We start from the raw sequence: 21,194 nt of genomic DNA, 5'->3' as shown, positions 1-21,194 counted from the left end.
CGTCCCCGATTTAATTCGTCAGCGGCCCCAATGCCACCCCCGCCTTCTCCAGAGCGGCAAAGAGCGCAGCATCCCGCCCATAGACATCCTCGCGATATTCGATCCGGCCCTGGGCATTCGGGAAGGCGGTGAAATAGACCAGATGCACCGGCACCGGATCGCGCAGCTTCACCGTCGTCTCGGCTCCGGTCTTCAGCACCGACTGGAAATAGCCCTCGGGGTCGGTCTCCTGCGCGGCGAGCAGCGCATAGGCCAGATCAAAGGGCCGCCCGACCCGGATGCAGCCATGGCTGAAGGCGCGGACATCCTTTTGGAACAGGGATTTCGACGGCGTGTCATGCAGATAGATGTTGTGGGGATTGGGGAAGAGGAACTTCACCAGCCCCAGCGCATTGCCGTCCGAGGGCGCCTGGCGCATCGCAAAGGGGAAGTTGCGCGCGTTATAGGCGGCGAAATTCACCGACTCGCGCGACACCGTCCGGCCGCGGCTGTCCACCAGCTGGATATGCCCTGCCGCGCCCGGGTTGCGCTGCATCATCGGCAGATATTCCTTGACGGTGATCGAGCGCGGCACCGACCAGCTCGGGTTGATCACCATCATCTCCATCACGTCGGAAAATTCCGGCGTGCGGCGGTCGCCCTGGTTCATGCCGACCACGGTCACCGTCTCGAAGCTCATCTTGCCGTCATCAACGATGCGGGCGGTGAAATCGGGCAGGTTCACCCAGATGTGGCGACGGCCCAGATCCAGCCCGTTCATCCAGCGCAGCCGCTCCATCGCCACAAGGATCGCTTTCATCCGCGCCTCGGGGGCGCGGTTGATCCGCGAAAGCGTGCCCTCGCCCGCGACGCCATCGGCCTTGAGCCCCTGATCCAGCTGATAGCTCTGCACCGCCTTGCGCAGGGCGCCGTCATAGGTCGCACTGACCGAACGGCCCAGATAGCCCATGCGGATCAGCCGGTCACGCAGCGCGATCACCGCCGGACCGCTGTCGCCCGGGCCAAGCCGCTTTGCCGCGACCTGCGGCCCCCAGCCGCCCGCGGCGATCTCGGCCTGCAGATCGAGCCGCGCCTTGACCAGCGCCGCATAGCGCGGCGATTTCGGCGCCAGATCGCGCAGGAACCGCGCCGGGGCGGGGCTGGAGAGCAGCCCGTTCAGCAGCGCCTGCGGATCGGGGCGGTGAATGTCGCGCACGATCCCGGCATCGATCTTCTTCGGTTCGAGCGCCCCCGAGGAAATGTCGCGCGCCCACGCGAGATAGGCCAGCGACATCGCCGCATCAAGCTGGCCGCGCTCGCGTTCGGTCTCGATCGTGGCGAAACGGGTGCGCAGATCCTCGGCGCCATAGCGCGCCACCGGCAGGCCATTGGCATCGGCCTGATCGAGCGCGGCAAAGAAGGCCGCCCGACGCGACGCGGCCTCGGCGGTGGTCCAGAGCGGCGCATGGCCACGCGCCGCATAAAAGGCGGCCAGCGCGGGCTCGGCCGCCGCCGTTTCCGCCACCGCCTGGGCAAAGCCCGAAAGCATCTGCGCCCGGGCCGGACCTGCCCCGACAAAGGGCGCCAGTGCCGCCCCGGCCATCATCATCGCAACAAGGGCGGCCCGGCCAACCCCAAGACAAGATGCAGTCATTCTGTCCCCGCCACAGAAAAGCAGCTCGCAACCTGTGGGAAAACCGGGGCCAAGTCCACCCCGCAGGCGGTTTCGCCGGGGCTTTCCCCGCCTCGGCTGCGGGACAGATGCAAACCGGCCACAGAAGCGGGCTCCGGCAAGAAATTGCCGAAAAGGTCCGGTTTTCCCTACCCGCGAAAAATGACAATTTGAAACACGATTCGCTTCGTGCCATAAGTTTGCCACGGAATCCGGGTAAGTCCGGATCAAGCCGCGAACTTCAGACGGCACAGACCGAGGGACAGGCGAACCAATATGAGCACGATCACGACTTCTCGTCGCGGGCTTCTTGCGGCCTTTGCTGCCACGCTTGTGGTAGCTGCCCCGAAAGCCTCCAACGCCTTCAGCTTTTTGCGTGGCGCAGGCGACATCCGTCGGATCCACATGTATTCCGGCCGCACCGGCGAACGCCTTGATACGATCTACTGGATCGAGGGCGAATATATCCCCGAGGCGATGAAGGAAATCACCCGTTTCATGCGCGACTGGCGCACGAATGACATCAAGACGATCGATCCGCGCACCGTCGATATCGCCGCCGCCTCGCATCGTCTGCTCGACACCTCCGAACCCTATATGCTGCTGTCGGGCTACCGCTCGCCCGCGACCAATGCGATGCTGCGCGCGCGCTCGGGCGGGGTGGCGCGCAATTCGCTGCACATGCGCGGGATGGCGGCGGATCTGCGGATGAAATCGCGCTCGGTCGGGCAGATCTATTCCGCCGCCCTGTCCTGTCGCGCGGGCGGCGTCGGCAAATATGCGCGCTCGGATTTCGTGCATATGGATTGCGGTGACATCCGCAGCTGGCAGGGCTGAGCCCGCCTTTCCCCCTGAGGAAAACTTTCCGGAGAAAGCGTCGCCTTGCGGCGCTTTTCTGTTTTGCGCCAATCTGTTGAGCGGTTTTCACGGCAGGGGAAAACCCTGCGTAAAACCACATTCCATAGATGTATTTTGACGAAGTTCCGGGGGAGTTTTGGCGCACCCGACAGGATTCGAACCTGTGACCCCTGCCTTCGGAGGGCAGTACTCTATCCAGCTGAGCTACGGGTGCCGCGTGACCGGTTGATACTCGAAAGCTTTTCCGGCTGCAACCGCTTTGACCGGATTTTCTTGGCCGAGTTTGCTCAGGCCAGAAGCTCGTGGCAAAGCTCCAGCGCCGAGACCAGCGCATCGACCTCCTCGGTCGTGTTGTAAAGCCCGAACGAGGCCCGCGCCGTGGCGCTCAGCCCCAGATGCGCCATCAGCGGCATCGCGCAATGCGTCCCCGCCCGCACTGCCACGCCGCGCTTGTCGAGAATCGTCGAGATGTCATGCGCATGCGCCGGACCATCAAGCGTCATCGAAAAGATCGCCCCCTTGTCCTTGGCGTTGCCCTGAATATGCAGCCAGTTCAGGCCCTTGAACTTCGCCTCGGCATAGGCACGCAAGGCGGCCTCATGCGCGGCGACATTGTCCATGCCAAGGCCCATCAGATAGTCCAGCGCGACGCCGAGGCCCACCTGCTGCACGATCCCGGGCGTGCCCGCCTCGAATTTCATCGGCGCGCTGTTGTAGGTGACGCTATCGCGGCTGACAGTGGCGATCATGTCGCCGCCGCCGAGGAAGGGGCGCATCTCCGCCATCCGCGCGCTTTTGATGTAGATCGCCCCAGAGCCGCTTGGCCCGTAAAGCTTGTGCCCGGTGATGGCGTAGAAATCGCAGCCCAGATCGGCGACATTGACCGGCGCATGCACCGCGCCCTGCGAGCCGTCGACCAGCACCGGCACGCCCTTTTCGTGCGCCCCCGCGCAGATCGTCTTCACATCGACCGCCGTGCCCAGCACGTTCGACATCTGGGTGATCGCCACCAGCTTCGTGCGCGGGCCGAGCGCTTCCAGCACCTTTTCCGCGGGCAGGCTGCCGTCGGGTTCGATCTCGACCCATTTCAGCACCACGCCCTGCCGCTCGCGCAGGAAATGCCAAGGCACGATATTGGCGTGATGCTCCATGATCGACAGCACGATCTCGTCGCCCGGCTGCAGCCGCGGCGCGGCCCAGGCGTAGGATACCAGATTGATCCCCTCGGTCGAGCCGGTGGTGAAGACGATCTTGTCCTCGGAAGGGGCGCCCAGAAACCGGGCGATGATGCCGCGCACGGCCTCATAACGCTCGGTCGAAATATTCGAAAGGGTGTGCAAGCCCCTGTGAACGTTAGCATAATCCTGCGTGTACATCTGCGTCATCGCCTCGATCACGCAGGCGGGCTTTTGCGCCGAGGCGCCGTTGTCGAGATAGACGAGCGGTCTGCCGTTCACCTGCCGCGACAGGATCGGGAAATCGGCGCGGATCCGGGCGACATCGTACATTCTGTTCCCTCAGCTTTCCGTCAAAAGCGCGGGGCTGAGCCCCGTCGCCAGAAGGCCCGAGCCGATCAGCATCGCCGAGCCGAAGAACACCACCAGCACGCCCGCCCCGGTCAGCAGCAGGTTTTCGAACCCGTGCAGCGCCGCGGTGAACAGCGTGATCAGCCACAAAAGCACGCCGAAAAGCGCCAGCGTCATCAGCACGCCGATGATCGGGAACAGCAGCATCACCGCCGCCTGCACCAGCTGCGCGCCCAGCATGATCGCCTGAATCCAGACCATCAGCGCGAAAGCCTCGCCAAACCGGCCCTGACCGCCGAACTGACGCCCGAAGAAGGCCATGGCGAAGGCGGAATAAATCAGCAAGGCGCCCTGAATCGCCGCCATCAGAAAGGGCGAAGCCGCCGGTCCCAGATCGATGCCGGTGATCAGCGCAAACAGGATCTCGCTGAGCAGTCCAAGCGCCGCGCCCGCCGCAATCACCGCGCCGAAAGCCAGCCATCGCACCGAGGCACGGTCCAGGAGCCGGGTTACCCGAAGCGCCGCCGTCGCCGGATCGACGAAGCTCAGCCGCACCAGCTGCAGATAGAGCGCAAAGCTCATGTCCGGCCCTCGAACTGGGTCACCCGCAGACCCGCGCCCCAGATCACCGCGAAGACCGCGAAAACGACCGCCGCGACCGCATTCGCCTGCGGCCCCGGCCCGATCATGCCCTGCGTCAGCCCCTGCAGCAGCATCAGCGGCGAGACCGCGAAAAGCGCCCAAAAAAGCGCCAGCCTGCCGCCGTAACCATCACCGCGACCGCGGAACAGTCGGGTGACCTGGGTGACCAGAAAGGCCAGCGCGTAAAAGAACGGCGTCGTCGCCGCCAGCGCCAGCGCCGTGCCCAGAAGCAGGCCCGGCATCGGCACATCCGGGGTCTGGAAATGCTGCCGCGCCAGCGCCGGCCATTGCGCCACGAACATCAGCAACAGCGCCGAGAACAGAAAGCTGAACAGCCGCGGCTCCGAGCGCATCCGCGCCAGATGCTCCCGGATCACGACGCGCGGGCGCCGGTAGCTGCGCAGGATGTCTTCGACCGCGGCCATGTCTCTCTCCTCAGCCCCTGTGTCGCGCCAGCCAGGTTTCCAGCCGCGCGACGATCTCCTCTTTCAGCCCCGCATCCTCGATCTCGTCGATGGCATCGGCGAGAAAGGACAGGACCAGCAAGCCCTTGGCCTCTTCCTCGGGGACGCCGCGCGAGCGCAGATAGAACAGCGCGGTCTCGTCGATCGCCCCGGTGGTCGAGCCATGCGAACATTTCACATCATCGGCATAAATCTCGAGCTCGGGCTTGGCAAGGAACTGGCTGTCGTCATCGAGCAGCAGCGACTGGCTGATCTGATAGCCGTCGGTCTTCTGCGCACCGGGTTTGACCAGGATCTTGCCCTGAAACGTGCCGATGGCGCCGTGTTTGAGCACTTTCTTGAACACCTGACGGCTTTCGCAGCGCAGCCCGGCATGGGTGACGAAGACGGTATCGTCGTGATGAAACGCCCCGGTCGCGCCATCGCCAAGCGCGGCCCCGGCGACATGGGCCACCGCATCATTGCCGATAATCTCGATTACCGCTTCGTTGCGGGTCAGCGCGCCGTTGACAGTCACCGTAAAGCTTTTGAACAGCGCCTTTTCCGCAACCCGCGCGAAGACATGGGTGACGGCGCGGCGTTCGCTGTCCGGTCCTTGCGCGCGGATGTGATGGAAGCGCGCCCCCGCGGCCAGATCGACCTCCATCACCTTGTTGAACCGCGCCCCGGCCGGTCCGGTTTCCAGAAGCGTCAGCTCCGCCCCCGGTTCCAGCTGCACCAGATGATGCAGGATCGGATCGGAAGTCTCTGACTTATGGACATAAATCAGGTTGATCGGCTTTGCGGCAGCGGCCGTCACCCGGATCAGGACGCCATCGGTCGCCTGCGCCGTGTTCAGCGCCGCAAAGGGCCGTTTCACCGGCTCCTGCCCCGCGGCTTCCAGCGTGCCGTAGAGCGCTTCGGCCCAGCCCGGGATCTTATCGGCAAGCCGCGCGATTTCGACCCCGGCCAGCACCAGATCATCCGAGGCCGCGGCATCGAAGACGCCATCGACGAAAACGATCTTCAGCCGGTCGAGCGCATCGAACAGCGGGGCCTCGTCTTCTTCGGCCGCTGTCGCCGCCGCGGGGGTAAGCGCATTCAGCGCCGCCGGATCGGTCCAGCGCCAGTATTCGTCGCGCCGACCGGGCAGGCCGATCGCCGTCAGACGCGCCCGCGCCGCCGCCCGCGGCCCGGCCAGCCCCGGAGCGGCGGCGAGGCCCGCAAGCCGCGCCGCAAGGATTTCCTCTTTCGTCGCCATCACTTCGCCTCCGTCATCCCATGCGCAGCGAGGATCTCGGCATAGCCGTTCTTCTCGACCTCCAGCGCCAGATCGGGGCCGCCGCTCTGCAGGATGCGGCCATCGGCCATGATATGCACGACATCGGGCTGAATATGATCGAGAAGCCGCTGATAGTGTGTGATCACAAGGAAGCTGCGCCCGGCAGAGCGCAACGCGTTCACGCCTTCGGACACCAGCCGCATCGCATCGACATCAAGCCCCGAGTCGGTCTCGTCCAGGATGCACATCTTCGGTTCCAGCATCGCCATCTGCAGGATCTCGTTGCGCTTTTTCTCTCCGCCCGAGAAGCCGACATTGACCGGACGCTTCAGCATCTCGGCATCGATTTTCAGCGATTTCGCCTTGTCGCGCACCAGTTTCAGGAATTCGCCCGCCGAAAGCTCGTCATCGCCCCGCGCCTTGCGCTGCGCATTCAGCGCCGTGCGCAGGAAGGTCATGTTGCCCACGCCCGGGATCTCGACCGGATACTGGAAGGCCAGGAACAGACCCGCCGCCGCCCGCGCCTCGGGCTCCATCTCCAGAAGCTCCTGCCCCTGCAGCTTCGCCGAGCCCCCGGTGACGGTATAGCCCGGACGGCCCGCCAGCACATAGCTCATCGTCGACTTGCCAGAGCCGTTCGGCCCCATGATCGCATGCACCTTACCCGTCTCGACCGTCAGGGTCATCCCCTTCAGAATGACCTTTTCGCCTTCTTCAAGTTTGACGTGCAGATTGTTGATTTCAAGCATGTTTTCGTCCTTGCGGTCAGCGGCGCCGGGTCAGTTCGGGCACAGATAGGTGGAAAGGATGAGGCCAAGTTTCTCGGCCGGGATGGCGGTCGGGGTCAGATGGAATTCCGCCATGCGCCCGATCGTGCGGACGGGCTGGCAGAAGGTTTCCATCGGATGATACTCGGGACGGATCGTATAATCATCCCACAGCACGGTCACCGGCCGGGTGATGCGAAACAGCGTGGTCAGGAAACAGGCCGACCGAAAGCGCCCGTCGATCAGCACCAGATCGGGGTGGACGAAATCGGGCCGGTCCCAGACACTGATCGGATAGTCGGGCCATTTCTGGAAAGCGGCGTTATCCTTCGGCTTCCCCCAAGCCTTGGTCGGCCCGATATCGCCGTGATGCAGCACCAGCTGCGCTTGCGGCGGGTTGGCCTCGAACCAGCTGCGCATCATCGCCAGCCAGTCGGGATCGCTTTCGACAGAGAACACCACCTTGCCGGGCATTTCCGCCGCCAGCACCGTAGATCCGCCCGAGCCATATTCGAGGATCACCCCGGCCGCGGCAAAGGCCACCCGCAAGGCCTCGGCCTCGGCTTCGGGCAGGATCATTTGCGGCCGTTCGATCCCGGAGCTCATCTCCGCCACCTCAGCCCACCGAGCCTTCAAGACTGATCGCAACGAGGCTTTGCGCCTCCATCGCGAATTCCATCGGCAGCGCCTGCAGCACCTCGCGGCAGAAGCCGTTGACCACCAGCGCCACCGCCTCTTCCTCGCCCACGCCCCGGGCGCGGCAATAGAACAGCTGATCGTCGTCGACCTTGGAGGTCGTCGCCTCATGCTCGACCCGGGACGAGTTGTTCTTCACCTCGATATAGGGGACCGTATGCGCCCCACATTTGTCGCCAATCAGCAGGCTGTCGCATTGCGTATAGTTGCGCGAATTCTTCGCCCGCGGATGCATGCTGACCAGCCCGCGATAGGTGTTCTGCGCCTGCCCCGCCGAGATCCCCTTCGAGACGATGCGCGAGCGCGTGTTCTTGCCCAGATGCACCATCTTCGTGCCGGTATCGGCCTGCTGGAAGTTGTTCGCGATGGCGATCGAATAGAACTCGCCCTGAGACTCGTCGCCGCGCAGGATGCAGGACGGATATTTCCAGGTGATCGCCGAGCCGGTTTCGACCTGGGTCCACATCACCTTCGCCCGCGCACCGCGGCAATCGGCCCGCTTGGTGACGAAGTTGTAGATGCCGCCCTTGCCCTCCTCATCGCCGGGGAACCAGTTCTGCACCGTGGAATATTTCACCTCGGCATCTTCCAGAACGACAATTTCCACAACCGCCGCATGGAGTTGCGCGGTGTCCCGTTTCGGCGCCGTGCAACCCTCAAGGTAGCTCACATAGGCGCCCTTGTCGCAGATGATCAGCGTGCGCTCGAACTGCCCGGTGTTTTCCGCGTTGATGCGGAAATAGGTCGACAGCTCCATCGGGCAGCGCGTCCCCGGCGGCACATAAACGAAAGACCCGTCCGAGAAGACCGCGCAGTTGAGCGTCGCAAAGAAGTTGTCGGTCTGCGGCACGACCGAGCCCAGATACTGCTTCACCAGCTCGGGATGCTCCTTGATCGCCTCGGAGATCGAACAGAAGATCACCCCGGCCTCGGCCAGCTTCTCCTTGAAGGTGGTGCCGACAGAGACCGAATCGAACACCGCATCCACCGCCACCTGCCGGTTCGACAGATCGATATTCTCGGCCCCCTCGACGCCGGCCAGGATCATCTGCTCCTTCAGCGGAATCCCCAGTTTCTCATAGGTCGCCAGCAGCTTCGGATCGACCTCGTCAAGCGATTTCGGCTTTTCGACCATGCTTTTCGGCCGGGCATAATAGTAAAGATCCTGATAGTCGATCTCGGGCAGCTTCAGAAGCGCCCAATCCGGCATCTCCATCTCGACCCAGCGCCGATAGGCCTCCAGCCGCCACTCGAGCATCCAGTCCGGCTCGTTGTTCTTCGCCGAAATCAGCCGCACGATATCTTCGGAAATGCCCTTGGGCGCATATTCCATCTCGATCTCGGTCTCCCACCCGTATTTGTAGGAGCCCATGTTCTGCACCGTCTCGACCGTCTCGCGGTCCACGCCCTCGCGGATATCCTGGTCCTGCGTCATCGTCTTTTCCCCTTCCGCGTCAGCGCCTTGCGCGGTGCTTTTCATATGCCGCCCGCCATGTGCCGGCAAAGCGCAAGATCTCGTCCCGTCCGATCCCCGGACCGAGCGACACCCGGATCGCAGACCCTGCCTGCTCGTCGGACCAGCCCATCGCGCGCAAAACCTTGCTCGCGCGGACCTTGCCCGAGGAACAGGCCGACCCCGCCGAGACCGCATGGCCCGCAAGGTCCATGCGCATCACCTGAGTCTCGCCTTTCCAGCCCGGAGCGATCACCGAAAGCGTGTTGGGCAGGACCTGTGGCCGCCCAGCCGTTTCCCCTTCCGGCGTCTCCCATCCCGGAAAATAGACTTCTTTCGTCGGGAATTCCAGTGCCTCTTTTAGAATATCTCTAACTTCCGCAACCTCGGCCCACACACCCCGTGCCAAGTCGGCTGCCGCCGCCTCGGCCGCGGCGCCGAAACCGGCAATGCCGATGAGGTTTTCCGTGCCCGCGCGCCGCCCCATCTCCTGCCCGCCGCCTTTCAGAGCCGACGCAATCTCCGTGCCACGGCGCAGCACCAGCGCCCCGATCCCCTTCGGCCCGCCCAGTTTATGGGCGGAAACGAAACCGCAGGTCACGCCCAACCAGTTGAATGCGATGGGCAGCTTGCCGAAAGCCTGAGTCAGGTCGGCGGCCCAGAGCCCCGCGGGCAGATCCTGAATCACCCCGGTTTCGGAATTGGCCAGCTGCAGCGTCGCGCGGCCCGGATCGGTCACCACCACCCGCCCGAAGCCATCGACCGGCAGCCTGTCGGCACACCAGGCTGCCACCGCATCATGTTCGATTGCCGCCGCCGCACAGCCCCGCCCCGCAAGCGCCAAGGCCGCCGCCTCGGTCGCGCCCGAGGTGAAGACGATATCCGCCCCCTCGGCTCCCAAAGCCGCCGCCACCTGCGCGCGGGCCTTTTCCATCAAGGCCTTGGCCGCGCGCCCCTCGGCATGGACCGAAGACGGATTGCCCACGACCTCCATCGCCGCAACCATCGCCGCCTTCGCCTCGGGGCGCAGCGGCGTCGTCGCGTTCCAGTCGAGATAAGCCCGTGTCATCCAATCCCCGTCTTGGCGCAGACCCCACCCGCGATAAGAGCGTATTTGATCCAAGAAAAAACGCTCAGCTTTTTCTTGGCGCAAATACGCCCTTCGATCAGGCCCGTGATCGGCGCGCGGTCAGTCATCCACCACTGAAAACAGGCTTGGCACCGCAGGGCAAGGCTTCAGACCATTCTTCACCACGTCTTCCAGCGTCGTCTGATGCAGGAAGACGAAAACCTGCGCCGAAAGGCTTTCCCAAAGCCGGTTCGCCAGCGATTGCGCCCGCGAGCCGGACACCCCGCCCGAGGCGCCCGCGCCCACATGCAGCGCCGAGACCGTCTCATCGACCGCCTCGAACACTTCGGAAATGCGGATCTCGGCGGGCGTCTTGGCCAGCCGGTAGCCGCCGCCCGGGCCGCGCACCGAAGCGACAAGCCCGGCCCGGCGCAGCCGCACGAAAAGCTGCTCGAGATAGGGCAGCGAAATATCCTGCCGCTTCGAGATTTCGGCCAGCGAGGTCATCTGCCCCGGCCCGACGGTGGCCAGATCGACCAGCGCGACCATCGCATAGCGCCCCTTCGTCGAAAGTTTCATGGTTTCCCCCCGCCAAAGCCAAGCGGCGCATCGGAAACCCCGCCGAAACTGCGGCGAAGCATTGACGACGCGCCTTGGGCCGCTTAACTCGATTGCATCCGAAATCCCGGCATCGTGCCGGGACGTTTTCGTCCTAGGGTCTTGCGGTAAAAGCGTCAAGATTGCGCACCGCCGCAGATCCCCCGAGAACGTTGCAGCAGGCGAGAGAACATGCCCGAAGTGATCTTCCCCGGCCCCGAGGGCCGTCTCGAAGGACGTTACCATCCGCAGCCCGCCCCCGATGCGCCGATCGCGATCATCCTGCATCCCGATCCGCAATATGGCGGCACGATGAACAACCGCGTTGTCTATAATCTGCATTATGCCTTCCACAAACTCGGGTTTACCGTGCTGCGCTTCAATTTCCGCGGCGTGGGGCGCAGCCAGGGTGAATATGATCAGGGCATCGGGGAATTGTCCGACGCCGCCTCGGCGCTCGATTATCTGCAGGCGATGAACCCGAATTCGAAACATTGCTGGGTTGCGGGCTTTTCCTTTGGCGCCTGGATCGGCATGCAGCTCTTGATGCGCCGGCCCGAAATCACCGGCTTCGTCTCGGTGGCGCCGCCCGCCAATATCTACGATTTCTCCTTCCTGGCGCCCTGCCCGTCTTCGGGGCTGATCATCAACGGCAGCGCTGACCGCATCGCCCCGCCCAAGGACACGGCGACGCTGGTGGGCAAGCTGCGCGAGCAGAAGGGCATCACCATCACCCATTCGGAGGTCGAGGGGGCGGATCACTTCTTCAAGGATGACGAAGCCCATATGAAGCCGATGATCGAGACGGTGCAGACCTATGTCCGCCGCCGCCTGACCGAGGGTTCGCGGTAAGATGGCGCTGACCGAGGAGCTTGCCGAGGCGCTCGCCCGTGACGTGATCGCGGCGCAGCGCGAGCTGGGCGACAAGGCCGACCGGCTGTTCATGGAGGTCGGCAATTTCATCGGCACCTCCTCGCCCTCGATGCAGGAGGCCTTCATGACCGCCTGCCGCGCCTATATGGCAGCCGATCGCGGTCGCGACTTCTTCGAGGCGCGGCTGAAGGCGCTCCGGGACGCATGAGCGGGACGGCGAAAGCCACGCGGCGCGATCAGCTTTTCGCCTTCCTGCTGGAGGCGGAAAAGCTGAAATCGGTCACCCGGGCGACGCCGATCCATGACGGGTCGCGGCGTGAAAACTCGGCCGAGCACAGCTGGACGCTGGCGCTTTATGCGCTGGTTCTGGCCGAGGAAGCGGCACCCGGCGTCGATCCGCTGCGCGCGGTCAAGATGCTTCTGATCCACGACCTTGTGGAAATCGACGTGGGCGATGTGCCGATCCATTCCGCGGGCGGCGCCGCCCATGGCTCGACCGAAATCCAAAGCGCCGAAGCCGCAGCCGCCAAGCGCATTTTCGGCCTTCTGCCCAAGGATTTGGGCGAGGATCTTCATGCACTTTGGGAAGAGTTCGAAGCCGCCGAAACCCCCACGGCGATCTACGCGAAATCGCTCGACCGGGTGCAGCCGGTGCTGCTGAACCAGCTTTCCGGCGGCGGGTCGTGGCTCGAATATGACGTGACCTGGGATCAGCTACAAACCCGCGTCGGCACCAAGGTCGCCCGCGGCCTGCCCGGTGTCTGGGACTGGGTGCAGGCGAAGATCCGCCCCTGGTTCAGCGCCCGTGGCCTCTGATTCCGAAATCGGTATGCAATCGCATACAAGACTAGTCAAACCCGCGCAAACCCGCTAAAAAGCGGCAACGAGTCACCAAGGCATGAGGGCCCAATGTCGAAGATCAAGGTAGCAAATCCCATCGTCGAGATGGACGGCGACGAGATGACCCGGATCATCTGGGATTTCATCAAGAAAAAGCTGATCCTGCCCTATCTCGACATTGACCTGCTCTACTATGATCTCGGTATCGAGGAACGCGACCGCACCAATGACCAGATCACCATCGAGTCCGCGCTGAAGACGAAAGAGGTCGGCGTGGCGGTGAAATGCGCCACGATCACCCCCGACGAAGCCCGGGTGGCCGAATTCAACCTCAAGCAGATGTGGAAATCGCCCAACGGCACGATCCGCAACATCCTGGGCGGCGTGATCTTCCGCGAGCCGATCATCTGCAAGAACGTGCCGCGTCTGGTGCCGGGCTGGACCCAGCCGATCGTGATCGGCCGCCACGCCTTTGGCGATCAATACCGCGCCACCGATTTCCACTTCCCCGGCAAGGGCCAGCTGACGATGAAATTCGTCGGCGAGGACGGGACGGTGATCGAAAAGACCGTCTTCGACGCCCCCGGCGCTGGCGTGGCGATGGGGATGTACAACCTCGATCAGTCGATCATCGACTTCGCCCGGTCGTCGATGAACTATGGTCTGATGAAGGGCTGGCCGGTCTATCTCTCGACCAAGAACACCATCCTCAAGGCCTATGACGGCCGCTTCAAGGACCTGTTCCAGAAGGTCTACGAGGAAGAATTCGCTGATAAATTCAAGGCGGCGGGCATCCATTACGAACACCGTCTGATCGACGACATGGTGGCTTCGGCGCTGAAATGGTCGGGCGGCTATGTCTGGGCCTGCAAGAACTACGATGGCGACGTGCAATCCGACACCGTGGCGCAGGGCTTCGGCTCGCTCGGCCTGATGACCTCGGTTCTGATGACGCCCGATGGCAAGATCGTCGAGGCCGAGGCCGCGCATGGCACCGTCACCCGTCACTATCGCCAGCATCAGGCCGGCAAGGAGACCTCGACGAACTCGATCGCCTCGATCTTCGCCTGGACCGGCGGCCTGAAGCATCGCGCGAAGCTCGACGACAACGCGGCGCTGATGACTTTCGCGACGACGCTGGAAAAGGTCTGCGTGCAGACGGTCGAAGACGGCTTCATGACCAAGGACCTGTCGCTGCTCGTCGGCCCCGATCAGAAGTGGCTGACCACGATGGGCTATCTGGAAAAGGTCGACGAATATCTGAACAAGGCGCTGGCGGGCTGATCCGGCATCTTTTCGAAACTGCAAGGGCCGGGATTTCCCGGCCCTTTTTCAATGCCTTGCGATGGGCTTTGCATGTTACCAGCCGAAATGCGTCCAATGCGGCATCGGCGGCGTGGGCCCGCGCGGCGGCAGGCCGATGTCGCGGCGCATATGGTCGTCCATCTCGGCAAAGCGGGTGGCAAGGCCGCGGTTGCGGTGATGGCGGACAAGCGCGGCCATCAGGCTCAGCAGCACAAGCCGCGGGCCATGCGCCGCCAGCAGCGTTTCAAGATCAAGTCTCAGCGACAGCGCGAAATCGTCGGTTCTGGTCATGTCCTTTCCGGTGCGGGCACCGGCCTCTGGGTTGGGATGAAAAGACCGGAACGGGCCAGGGGCCAGACGCAGGCTTGGGGGGGGATCCGGTCGAAGATCAGACGTGGTGCAAAGACACCGGGGCGGACGGCTTACGCGAAAACGCGGGTGCCATTGACTGCGGCAGCGGTTGCCGCAGCGCGAGTGAGCCCACCGGTTCGGAGGATGGATGCATAAATCGTCATGATCCGCCCTCCCTGTCTGAATTGCCGGATGCGGGGAACATGCACGCGCCCCCGAGTCGCGCCAAGAAAAAAGGCGACGGCAGGGCTTGACACGCGCCCTCCGTGTCCGCAGGGCCACAGCCCCTTGCCCGAGGCGGCGGCGCATGAGAAAAGCCCGCATGACCGAGATCATCGCCGAAAACCCCGTCGAACACACGTTGCTGGATGATGTCCAGGGCATCGCCTATGGCACGACCATGGCCGCCTTCGGCATCGTGCTGCTCACCCACCTTGGCCTTGTCACCGGCCAGACCGCGGGGCTGGCCGTGCTGATCAGCTATGCCACCGGCTGGGGCTTCGGCCCGGTCTTCTTCGCGATCAACATTCCCTTTTACTGGTTCGGCTACCGGCGCATGGGGCTGGGCTTCGTGATCAAGACCTTCCTTTCGGTCGCGGCGCTGTCGGCGCTGGCCGCCTTCCTGCCCGGCTATGTCAGCTTCGCCAATGTCAACCCGCTGGTCGGCGCGGTGATCTTCGGCTTTCTCTCCGGCTCAGCCCTGCTTGCGCTTTTTCGCCACGGCGCCAGCCTCGGCGGTGTCGGCATCATGGCGCTTTACCTGCAGGACCGCACCGGCTTTCGCGCCGGCTGGACGCAGCTGATCTTCGATGCCTGCGTCTTCGGCCTCGCCCTGACCCTGCGCGACTGGCAAACCGTCGCAATCTCGGCCTTGGGCGCGCTGGTGATCAACATCGTCATCGCAATGAACCACCGCCGCGACCGCTATATCGCCACCTGATCCGTTGACAGGACAGCAATTCTGACGCATATTCGGGTCATGAGTGCTGACCCATCACCCCGCCGCTACACGCTTTTCGAGGACGCTCAGGGGCTGATCCTCGCCTCGGCGCAAGCCGCTCTGGGCATTCACCTGTTGCGCGCCGCGGGGCTGGTGACGGGCGGCACCGCGGGCACGGCGCTGATCCTGTCCTACGCCACCGGGCTCAATTTCTCGACGCTGTTCTTCGGGCTCAACATCCCCTTCTTCGCGCTGGCCTGGTGGGCGCGCGGCCCGGTCTTTTGCGTGAAATCGCTGGTCACCGTGACCTTCGTCTCGATCCTGGCCGAGGCGCTCAAACCCGTCCTTGTCCTGGACACGATCCACCCTGCCGCCGCGGCGCTTCTGTTCGGCGTCTCGGCGGGGGTCGGGCTTTTGGGCCTGTTCCGTCATTCCGGCACCTTGGGCGGCGTCTCGATCGTCGCGCTGATCGTGCAGGACCGCTACGGCTGGCGCGCGGGCCATGTGCAGCTCGCCCATGACCTGATCCTCTTTGCCATCGCCAGCCTGATCCTGCCGCTCGACCGGATCGGCTGGTCATTGCTCGGCGCCGTCGTTCTGAACTTCGTCATCGCCTTCAACCACCGCCGCGACTGGTATATCGTGTCGTGATGAAACCCTATCTCTACCTTCTCATCGCGGTGCTGTTCGAGACCTTCGGCTCCACCTGCCTGCAGGCCTCAAACCAGTTCACGCGACTTTGGCCGACGCTGGGCGTGTTTTTCGGCTTCGGCGTCGCCTTCTGGTTCTTTACGCTCGTGCTGAAAACCTTGCCGCTTGGCATCACCTATGCGCTCTGGTCGGGCATCGGCATCGTGCTGATCACCGCCTCGGGCTGGCTGATCTTTCAACAAAAACTCGACGCGCCCGCGCTTTTCGGCATCGGACTGATCATCGCGGGCATCCTCGTCATCAACCTGTTTTCATCCGCAGGGCATCCCTGACGCGGTTCCTTCTAGCCAAACGGCTGCTTTTCCCGTAAGGGCAGCACAAATCTCGAACAGGCGGACTTCATGGACATTCGCAATATTGCGATCATCGCACACGTTGACCACGGCAAGACGACGCTGGTGGACAAGCTTTTGGGCCAATCCGGGGCATTCCGGGAAAATCAGGCCGTCGCGGAACGCGCGATGGACAGCAACGATATCGAACGCGAACGCGGCATCACCATTTTGGCCAAATGCACCTCGGTCGAATGGAAGGGCACGCGGATCAACATCGTCGACACCCCCGGCCACGCCGATTTCGGCGGCGAGGTGGAGCGCATCCTGAGCATGGTCGATGGCGTATGCCTGCTGGTCGACGCCGCCGAAGGCCCGATGCCGCAAACGAAATTCGTCACCTCGAAGGCGCTGGCGCTGGGCCTCAAGCCGATTGTCGTGCTGAACAAGGTCGACAAGCCCGCGGCCGAGCCTGACCGCGCCCTGAACGAGGTCTTCGACCTGTTCGCCAACCTTGGCGCGACCGATGAGCAGCTCGATTTCCCGCATGTCTATGCGTCGGGGATCGGCGGCTGGGCCGACCGTGAACTGGACGGGCCGCGGCAGGATCTCTCCGCGCTCTTCGATCTGATCCTTGAACATGTCGAGCCGCCGAAACAGGAATTCCGCGCCGACGAGCCGTTCCAGATGCTCGCCACCACGCTTTCGGCCGACCCGTTCATCGGCCGCATCCTGACCGGCCGCGTCGAGGCCGGGCGGCTCAAGGTCGGCGACACGCTCAAGGCGCTCTCGCGCACCGGCGAACGGATCGAGCAATTCCGCTGCACCAAGATCCTCGCCTTCCGCGGCTTGACGCAACAGCCGATCGACCTGGCCGAAGCGGGCGATATCGTCACCATCGCCGGCATGACCAAGGCGACCGTGGCCGACACGCTTTGCGCGCTGGAAATCGACACCCCGATCCCCTCGCAACCGATTGATCCGCCGACGATTTCGGTTACTTTCGGGATCAACGACAGCCCGCTTGCGGGCCGCGACGGTACCAAGGTGCAATCGCGCGTCATCCGCGAACGGCTGCTGAAGGAAGCCGAAACCAACGTCGCGATCCGCGTCGAGGACACGCCCTCGGGCGATGCTTTCGTCGTCTCGGGACGCGGCGAATTGCAGATGGGCGTTCTGATCGAAAACATGCGCCGCGAAGGCTTCGAGCTGTCGATCTCGCGTCCGCGGGTGATCTTCCGCGAGGAAAACGGCGAACGCATGGAGCCGATCGAAGAGGTCATCGTCGATGTCGATGACGAATATTCGGGCGCGGTGATCGAGAAACTGACCGGGCCGCGCAAGGGTGATCTGGTCGAGATGCGCCCCGCCGGTCACGGCAAGACCCGGATCGTCGCCCATGTGCCCTCGCGCGGGCTGATCGGCTATCAGGGCGAATTCATGACCGACACCCGCGGCAACGGCGTGTTGAACCGGATCTTCCACGGCTGGGTGCCCTACAAGGGCCCGATCCAGGGCCGTCGTCAGGGCGTGCTGATCTCGATGGAGAATGGCGTCTCGGTCGCCTATGCTTTGTGGAACCTCGAAGAACGCGGCAAGCTCTTCATCGGCGCGCAGGAGCAGATCTACGAGGGCATGATCATCGGCGAGCATTCGCGCGACAATGACCTCGAGGTGAACCCGCTCAAGGGCAAGAAGCTGACGAACGTGCGTGCCTCGGGCACGGACGAGGCCGTGCGCCTGACGCCGCCGGTGCGGATGAGCCTGGAAGAGGCGATCGCCTATATCGACGACGACGAACTGGTCGAGGTGACGCCGAAAATCGTGCGCCTGCGCAAGCGGCTTCTGGACCCGCATGAGCGCAAACGCGCCTCGCGCTCGGAATAAGACGAAAAAGGGGGGCTCTGCCCCCCTCTTTCATTCGTGCCGAATGAAATTCACCCCCGGGATATTTGAGGCAAGATAAAGACTTGCGAGGCGTTCTTCATCTTGCCTCAAATATCCCGGGGGTGCGGGGGCAGCGCCCCCGCCCTGTGCTCGGCAGCTGTCAGCGAAACAGCACCAGCGCGCCCGGCGACCAGGCGACGCGCGTGCGCGTGCCCACATCCAGCACCGGGCGGCCGAAGACATTGCGCATCGAAATCCGCACCGGCGTTTCCACCCCGTCCAGCTTCACGTCGTAATAGGTCATGTCGCCGTAATAGACGACCTCGTCGATCACGCCGGGGGAGTCGCGGTCCTGCGCCACCTGCCCTTCGTAAAGGATCGTCAGCGTCTCGGGGCGGAAGCCGACCGCCGCCTCGCCGCCCTGCGGCTTGGCCGAGGCCTGCTCGTCCGTCACATCGACCTGACCCAGCCCCGCCACCTCCAGCTGCACATGGCCGCCGCCCTCGCCCAGCACCCGGGCGGGCAGGAAATTCATCACGCCGATGAAATCGGCCACCCGGCGCGAGGCCGGACGGCGATAGAGCGTCTCCGGATCGGCCAGCTGCGCGATCTCGCCCTCGAACATCACCGCGATCCGGTCCGACATGACGAGCGCCTCTTCCTGGTCATGCGTCACCAGAACGAAGGTGATCCCCACCTCGCGTTGCAGCTTGATCAGCTCGATCTGCATCTGCTCGCGGATCTTCTTGTCCAGCGCCGAGAGCGGTTCATCCAGCAGCAGCACCTTGGGCTTGAGGATCAGCGCCCGCGCCAGCGCCACCCGCTGCCGCTGCCCGCCCGACAGCGCATGCGCCGCCCGCGCGCCATAGCCCTTGAGGCCGACCATCTCCAGTGCCTCTTCGACGGCCTTGGCCTTTTCGGCCTCCGACCGCGGATCGCGGCGCAGCCCGAAGCCGACGTTCTGCGCCACGCTCAGATGCGGGAAGATCGCATAGCTTTGAAACACCATGTTCGTCGGGCGCTTGTTCGGCGGCACGTCTTCCATGTGCTTGCCGTCGATCAAGACCGCGCCCGAGGAAATATCCTCGAACCCGGCGATGGTGCGCAAAAGCGTGGTCTTGCCACAGCCCGAGGGGCCCAGCAGCGAGAAGAATTCGCCCTCGCGGATCGTCGCGGTGATGCCGCGCAGCGCGTGGTAATCGCCGTAATATTTGTGCACGCGATCGAATTCGATCATCTTCTTGCGCTGCTCGAGCGGCACTTTCGCGGTGATGACGTTCTGGCTCACAGGAACCCCCCAGTGTCTTTGGCGCCGGTCTTCGCGATGCCGCGGCGGCGGAAATATTCGGCAAGCGTCAGCAGCAGCACCGAGCAGACCACAAGCACGGTGCCAAGCGCCATGATCATCGGGATCTGTTTCGGAAAGCGCAGCTGCGAATAGATATAGGTGGGCAGCGTCGTCTGCTCGCCCGCCAGGAAGAAGGCCATGATAAATTCGTCGAGCGAGATGGTGAAAGCCATCAGCGCCGAGGAAATGATCCCGGGCGTCACCAGCGGCAGGATGATCAGCCGGAAGGTCGACCATTTCGTCTCGCCCAGATCATAGGCCGCCTCTTCGAGCGACCGGTCGAGCGAGGAGAAGGCGGCGTTCAGAACCGCGATCGCATAGGGCGTCGCCACCAGCACATGGCCAAGGATGACGGTGAAGATCGACATCGGCACGCCGATCGCCAGCAGCACCACCAGCAGCGACACCGCCAGGATGATCTCGGGCATCACCAGCGGCAGCATGATCAGCCCCATCGCCCCCGCCTTGCCCGGGTAATTGTAGCGCGTGGCCGAGCGCGCGGCAAAGATGCCCAGTGCCGTCGCCAGGATCGCGGTCGAGACCGCCACGATCAGCGAATTCGTCAAGGCCGTCGCCAGCGACTGGTTCTCGAACATCTGTCCGAACCATTTCAGCGTGAACCCCTTCAGCGGAAAGGCGATCACCGTGCCGTCGTTGAAGGCGAAGACCGGCAGAAGCAGGATCGGCGCGTAAAGGAAGGCAAGATAAAGAAAGGCATAGCCTCTCAGACCGGAAACCTTCATTTGCCCCCCCTCAGGAAGCGACGGTTGAGGAACAGGAAGATCAGCGCCACCGCAGACACGACCAGCATGGCCGAAACCGCCACCGCCGCACCAAGGGGCTTGTTGTCGATCTTCAGCATGTCTTTCTGGATCAGGTTCGCCACCATCGGCAGCTTGCCGCCGCCGATCAGCTCGGGCGTGACATAATCCCCGATCGTCGGGATGAAGACGATCATCACCGCCCCGATCACCCCCGGCATCGCCAGCGGCAAGGTCACCCGCCAGAAGGTCATCAGCCGACTTTCGCCCAGATCCTGCCCGGCTTCCAGCAGCGAGCGGTCGATCTTTTCCAGGCTGACGAAGATCGGCAGAATCGCAAAGGGCGCATAGGCATGCGCCAGCGTGATCGCGATGGCCCCCACCGAGTTCAGCATCTGCAACGGGCTGTCGATGATCCCAAGCCCCATCAGCGTCGAGTTCACCACGCCGTTGAAGTTCAGGATCACCTTCCACTGGAACACCCGGATCAGATACGAGGTCCAGAACGGGATGGTGATCAGGAACAGCCAGCGCGACTTCTGCGCCGCGGGCACGTTGAACGAGATGAAATAGGCGATCGGAAAGGCCAGCAGCACGGTGACCAGCGTCACCAGCGCCGACACCAGCACCGAGCGCAACAGGATGGTGCGGAAGATCGGGTCCGACCAGGCCTCGACATAGTTTTGCGTGGTGAATTCATGCACCACGACCAGATAGCCGTCCTTGAAAAAGGAATAGGCGACAATCGTCACCAGCGGCGCCGCCAGCAACAGAATCGCATAGATCAGCGTTGGGCTGACCATGAACCAGCCGCTGGCCGCCTCCGAGCGCGCCCACCGCCGGGTTGGAGATACCGACATCCTCTATTCTCCCTCAGCGCGTCTCAGGCGCGTTTGGGCCAAATTTGCACAAGGTTTCGGCA

Annotated in this window: 23 protein-coding genes and 1 tRNA gene; 9 read left to right on the top strand and 15 right to left on the bottom strand. The window is 63.6% G+C overall.

The genetic code is table 11. The annotated features are described in order from the left end of the window. Positions 1 to 10: 10 nt before the first annotated feature. The gene (locus AC4PTB_RS08300) at positions 11 to 1,633 is read right to left on the bottom strand and encodes a L,D-transpeptidase family protein (RefSeq protein WP_492192538.1); all 1,623 of its coding nucleotides are present in this window, start codon (positions 1,631 to 1,633) and stop codon (positions 11 to 13) included. Positions 1,634 to 1,927: 294 nt separating this feature from the next. Here AC4PTB_RS08300 and mepK point away from each other — a divergent pair, with 294 nt between their 5' ends. Beyond that, positions 1,928 to 2,488: a peptidoglycan L,D-endopeptidase MepK gene (gene mepK, locus AC4PTB_RS08295; RefSeq protein WP_492192537.1), complete on the top strand. Its 561-nt coding sequence runs from the start codon at positions 1,928 to 1,930 to the stop codon at positions 2,486 to 2,488. Between the two features lie 158 nt (positions 2,489 to 2,646). Here mepK and AC4PTB_RS08290 read toward each other — a convergent pair. The 10 genes from AC4PTB_RS08290 to iscR form a co-directional block, all read right to left on the bottom strand. Next, positions 2,647 to 2,723 (bottom strand) — tRNA-Arg (locus AC4PTB_RS08290). A 73-nt stretch (positions 2,724 to 2,796) separates the two neighbouring features. Beyond that, the gene (locus tag AC4PTB_RS08285) at positions 2,797 to 4,017 is read right to left on the bottom strand and encodes a cysteine desulfurase (protein ID WP_492192536.1); all 1,221 of its coding nucleotides are present in this window, start codon (positions 4,015 to 4,017) and stop codon (positions 2,797 to 2,799) included. Between the two features lie 9 nt (positions 4,018 to 4,026). Next, complete coding sequence (locus tag AC4PTB_RS08280; RefSeq protein WP_492192535.1) at positions 4,027 to 4,617, bottom strand: YIP1 family protein; 591 nt, start codon at positions 4,615 to 4,617, stop codon at positions 4,027 to 4,029. Then, positions 4,614 to 5,102 carry a YIP1 family protein gene (locus AC4PTB_RS08275; protein WP_492192534.1) on the bottom strand — a complete coding sequence of 163 codons (489 nt, stop codon included), beginning with the start codon at positions 5,100 to 5,102 and terminating at the stop codon, positions 4,614 to 4,616. Before AC4PTB_RS08275 ends, AC4PTB_RS08280 begins: the two co-directional genes overlap by 4 nt. Positions 5,103 to 5,112: 10 nt before the next feature. Then, positions 5,113 to 6,381, bottom strand: a complete 1,269-nt coding sequence (locus tag AC4PTB_RS08270; RefSeq protein WP_492192533.1) for a SufB/SufD family protein — start codon at positions 6,379 to 6,381, stop codon at positions 5,113 to 5,115. Then, positions 6,381 to 7,151 (bottom strand): Fe-S cluster assembly ATPase SufC, encoded by a 771-nt coding sequence (gene sufC / locus AC4PTB_RS08265; RefSeq protein WP_492192532.1) that lies wholly within the window; start codon positions 7,149 to 7,151, stop codon positions 6,381 to 6,383. The genes AC4PTB_RS08270 and sufC overlap by 1 nt, the downstream gene beginning before the upstream one ends. 30 nt (positions 7,152 to 7,181) lie before the next feature. Beyond that, the gene (locus AC4PTB_RS08260; RefSeq protein WP_492192531.1) at positions 7,182 to 7,775 is read right to left on the bottom strand and encodes a class I SAM-dependent methyltransferase; all 594 of its coding nucleotides are present in this window, start codon (positions 7,773 to 7,775) and stop codon (positions 7,182 to 7,184) included. A gap of 10 nt (positions 7,776 to 7,785) precedes the next feature. Further along, a complete protein-coding gene (gene sufB / locus AC4PTB_RS08255) occupies positions 7,786 to 9,300 on the bottom strand; it encodes a Fe-S cluster assembly protein SufB (protein ID WP_492192530.1) in 1,515 nt (504 codons plus the stop codon). 19 nt (positions 9,301 to 9,319) lie between these two features. Further along, positions 9,320 to 10,387, bottom strand: coding sequence for a cysteine desulfurase family protein (locus AC4PTB_RS08250; protein ID WP_492192529.1), 1,068 nt, complete (start codon positions 10,385 to 10,387; stop codon positions 9,320 to 9,322). Between the two features lie 120 nt (positions 10,388 to 10,507). Next, positions 10,508 to 10,966 carry a Fe-S cluster assembly transcriptional regulator IscR gene (gene iscR / locus AC4PTB_RS08245; RefSeq protein WP_492192528.1) on the bottom strand — a complete coding sequence of 153 codons (459 nt, stop codon included), beginning with the start codon at positions 10,964 to 10,966 and terminating at the stop codon, positions 10,508 to 10,510. 210 nt (positions 10,967 to 11,176) lie between these two features. On the opposite strand from iscR, the gene AC4PTB_RS08240 reads away from it, so the two are divergent. From AC4PTB_RS08240 to AC4PTB_RS08225, 4 genes are all read left to right on the top strand, one after another. After that, entirely contained in the window at positions 11,177 to 11,836 is a 660-nt protein-coding gene (locus AC4PTB_RS08240; RefSeq protein WP_492192527.1) for an alpha/beta hydrolase, read from the top strand. A gap of 1 nt (position 11,837) precedes the next feature. Next, positions 11,838 to 12,065 carry a hypothetical protein gene (locus AC4PTB_RS08235; protein ID WP_492192526.1) on the top strand — a complete coding sequence of 76 codons (228 nt, stop codon included), beginning with the start codon at positions 11,838 to 11,840 and terminating at the stop codon, positions 12,063 to 12,065. Continuing rightward, positions 12,062 to 12,673, top strand: a complete 612-nt coding sequence (locus AC4PTB_RS08230; protein WP_492192525.1) for an HD domain-containing protein — start codon at positions 12,062 to 12,064, stop codon at positions 12,671 to 12,673. The genes AC4PTB_RS08235 and AC4PTB_RS08230 overlap by 4 nt, the downstream gene beginning before the upstream one ends. A gap of 93 nt (positions 12,674 to 12,766) precedes the next feature. Then, a complete protein-coding gene (locus AC4PTB_RS08225; protein WP_492192524.1) occupies positions 12,767 to 13,981 on the top strand; it encodes an NADP-dependent isocitrate dehydrogenase in 1,215 nt (404 codons plus the stop codon). A 75-nt stretch (positions 13,982 to 14,056) separates the two neighbouring features. Here the strand turns inward: AC4PTB_RS08225 and AC4PTB_RS08220 are convergent, their stop codons facing one another. Beyond that, entirely contained in the window at positions 14,057 to 14,293 is a 237-nt protein-coding gene (locus tag AC4PTB_RS08220; protein WP_492192523.1) for a hypothetical protein, read from the bottom strand. 382 nt (positions 14,294 to 14,675) lie between these two features. Here AC4PTB_RS08220 and AC4PTB_RS08215 point away from each other — a divergent pair, with 382 nt between their 5' ends. From AC4PTB_RS08215 to typA, 4 genes are all read left to right on the top strand, one after another. Next, positions 14,676 to 15,293 carry a YitT family protein gene (locus tag AC4PTB_RS08215; protein ID WP_492192522.1) on the top strand — a complete coding sequence of 206 codons (618 nt, stop codon included), beginning with the start codon at positions 14,676 to 14,678 and terminating at the stop codon, positions 15,291 to 15,293. A gap of 39 nt (positions 15,294 to 15,332) precedes the next feature. Continuing rightward, a complete protein-coding gene (locus AC4PTB_RS08210; RefSeq protein WP_492192521.1) occupies positions 15,333 to 15,944 on the top strand; it encodes a YitT family protein in 612 nt (203 codons plus the stop codon). Further along, positions 15,944 to 16,276 carry a DMT family transporter gene (locus AC4PTB_RS08205; protein ID WP_492192520.1) on the top strand — a complete coding sequence of 111 codons (333 nt, stop codon included), beginning with the start codon at positions 15,944 to 15,946 and terminating at the stop codon, positions 16,274 to 16,276. Before AC4PTB_RS08210 ends, AC4PTB_RS08205 begins: the two co-directional genes overlap by 1 nt. A gap of 69 nt (positions 16,277 to 16,345) precedes the next feature. Beyond that, positions 16,346 to 18,163 (top strand): translational GTPase TypA, encoded by a 1,818-nt coding sequence (gene typA, locus AC4PTB_RS08200; RefSeq protein WP_492192519.1) that lies wholly within the window; start codon positions 16,346 to 16,348, stop codon positions 18,161 to 18,163. Between the two features lie 160 nt (positions 18,164 to 18,323). Here the strand turns inward: typA and AC4PTB_RS08195 are convergent, their stop codons facing one another. Genes AC4PTB_RS08195 through AC4PTB_RS08185 form a run of 3 tightly spaced genes read right to left on the bottom strand, consistent with a single transcriptional unit; the run spans position 18,324 to position 21,132 of the window. Continuing rightward, positions 18,324 to 19,400 carry an ABC transporter ATP-binding protein gene (locus tag AC4PTB_RS08195; protein ID WP_492192606.1) on the bottom strand — a complete coding sequence of 359 codons (1,077 nt, stop codon included), beginning with the start codon at positions 19,398 to 19,400 and terminating at the stop codon, positions 18,324 to 18,326. A gap of 47 nt (positions 19,401 to 19,447) precedes the next feature. Next, a complete protein-coding gene (locus AC4PTB_RS08190; protein WP_492192518.1) occupies positions 19,448 to 20,254 on the bottom strand; it encodes an ABC transporter permease in 807 nt (268 codons plus the stop codon). After that, positions 20,251 to 21,132, bottom strand: a complete 882-nt coding sequence (locus tag AC4PTB_RS08185; protein WP_492192517.1) for an ABC transporter permease — start codon at positions 21,130 to 21,132, stop codon at positions 20,251 to 20,253. Before AC4PTB_RS08185 ends, AC4PTB_RS08190 begins: the two co-directional genes overlap by 4 nt. Positions 21,133 to 21,194: the final 62 nt, after the last annotated feature.

It is taken from the genome of Rhodobacter sp. 4.3.4, assembly GCF_058724655.1.
Note: the sequence above shows the minus strand (reverse complement) of the source record. Positions and strands in the feature narration are given on the sequence as shown.

Excerpts from the sequence above, each read along its gene's own strand:
- AC4PTB_RS08300 (WP_492192538.1), bottom strand. The coding sequence starts at position 1,633 with ATGACTGCATCTTGTCTTGGGGTTGGCCGGGCCGCCCTTGTTGCGATG.
- mepK (WP_492192537.1), top strand. The coding sequence starts at position 1,928 with ATGAGCACGATCACGACTTCTCGTCGCGGGCTTCTTGCGGCCTTTGCT.
- AC4PTB_RS08285 (WP_492192536.1), bottom strand. The coding sequence starts at position 4,017 with ATGTACGATGTCGCCCGGATCCGCGCCGATTTCCCGATCCTGTCGCGG.
- AC4PTB_RS08280 (WP_492192535.1), bottom strand. The coding sequence starts at position 4,617 with ATGAGCTTTGCGCTCTATCTGCAGCTGGTGCGGCTGAGCTTCGTCGAT.
- AC4PTB_RS08275 (WP_492192534.1), bottom strand. The coding sequence starts at position 5,102 with ATGGCCGCGGTCGAAGACATCCTGCGCAGCTACCGGCGCCCGCGCGTC.
- AC4PTB_RS08270 (WP_492192533.1), bottom strand. The coding sequence starts at position 6,381 with ATGGCGACGAAAGAGGAAATCCTTGCGGCGCGGCTTGCGGGCCTCGCC.
- sufC (WP_492192532.1), bottom strand. The coding sequence starts at position 7,151 with ATGCTTGAAATCAACAATCTGCACGTCAAACTTGAAGAAGGCGAAAAG.
- AC4PTB_RS08260 (WP_492192531.1), bottom strand. The coding sequence starts at position 7,775 with ATGAGCTCCGGGATCGAACGGCCGCAAATGATCCTGCCCGAAGCCGAG.
- sufB (WP_492192530.1), bottom strand. The coding sequence starts at position 9,300 with ATGACGCAGGACCAGGATATCCGCGAGGGCGTGGACCGCGAGACGGTC.
- AC4PTB_RS08250 (WP_492192529.1), bottom strand. The coding sequence starts at position 10,387 with ATGACACGGGCTTATCTCGACTGGAACGCGACGACGCCGCTGCGCCCC.
- iscR (WP_492192528.1), bottom strand. The coding sequence starts at position 10,966 with ATGAAACTTTCGACGAAGGGGCGCTATGCGATGGTCGCGCTGGTCGAT.
- AC4PTB_RS08240 (WP_492192527.1), top strand. The coding sequence starts at position 11,177 with ATGCCCGAAGTGATCTTCCCCGGCCCCGAGGGCCGTCTCGAAGGACGT.
- AC4PTB_RS08235 (WP_492192526.1), top strand. The coding sequence starts at position 11,838 with ATGGCGCTGACCGAGGAGCTTGCCGAGGCGCTCGCCCGTGACGTGATC.
- AC4PTB_RS08230 (WP_492192525.1), top strand. The coding sequence starts at position 12,062 with ATGAGCGGGACGGCGAAAGCCACGCGGCGCGATCAGCTTTTCGCCTTC.
- AC4PTB_RS08225 (WP_492192524.1), top strand. The coding sequence starts at position 12,767 with ATGTCGAAGATCAAGGTAGCAAATCCCATCGTCGAGATGGACGGCGAC.
- AC4PTB_RS08220 (WP_492192523.1), bottom strand. The coding sequence starts at position 14,293 with ATGACCAGAACCGACGATTTCGCGCTGTCGCTGAGACTTGATCTTGAA.
- AC4PTB_RS08215 (WP_492192522.1), top strand. The coding sequence starts at position 14,676 with ATGACCGAGATCATCGCCGAAAACCCCGTCGAACACACGTTGCTGGAT.
- AC4PTB_RS08210 (WP_492192521.1), top strand. The coding sequence starts at position 15,333 with ATGAGTGCTGACCCATCACCCCGCCGCTACACGCTTTTCGAGGACGCT.
- AC4PTB_RS08205 (WP_492192520.1), top strand. The coding sequence starts at position 15,944 with ATGAAACCCTATCTCTACCTTCTCATCGCGGTGCTGTTCGAGACCTTC.
- typA (WP_492192519.1), top strand. The coding sequence starts at position 16,346 with ATGGACATTCGCAATATTGCGATCATCGCACACGTTGACCACGGCAAG.
- AC4PTB_RS08195 (WP_492192606.1), bottom strand. The coding sequence starts at position 19,400 with ATGATCGAATTCGATCGCGTGCACAAATATTACGGCGATTACCACGCG.
- AC4PTB_RS08190 (WP_492192518.1), bottom strand. The coding sequence starts at position 20,254 with ATGAAGGTTTCCGGTCTGAGAGGCTATGCCTTTCTTTATCTTGCCTTC.
- AC4PTB_RS08185 (WP_492192517.1), bottom strand. The coding sequence starts at position 21,132 with ATGTCGGTATCTCCAACCCGGCGGTGGGCGCGCTCGGAGGCGGCCAGC.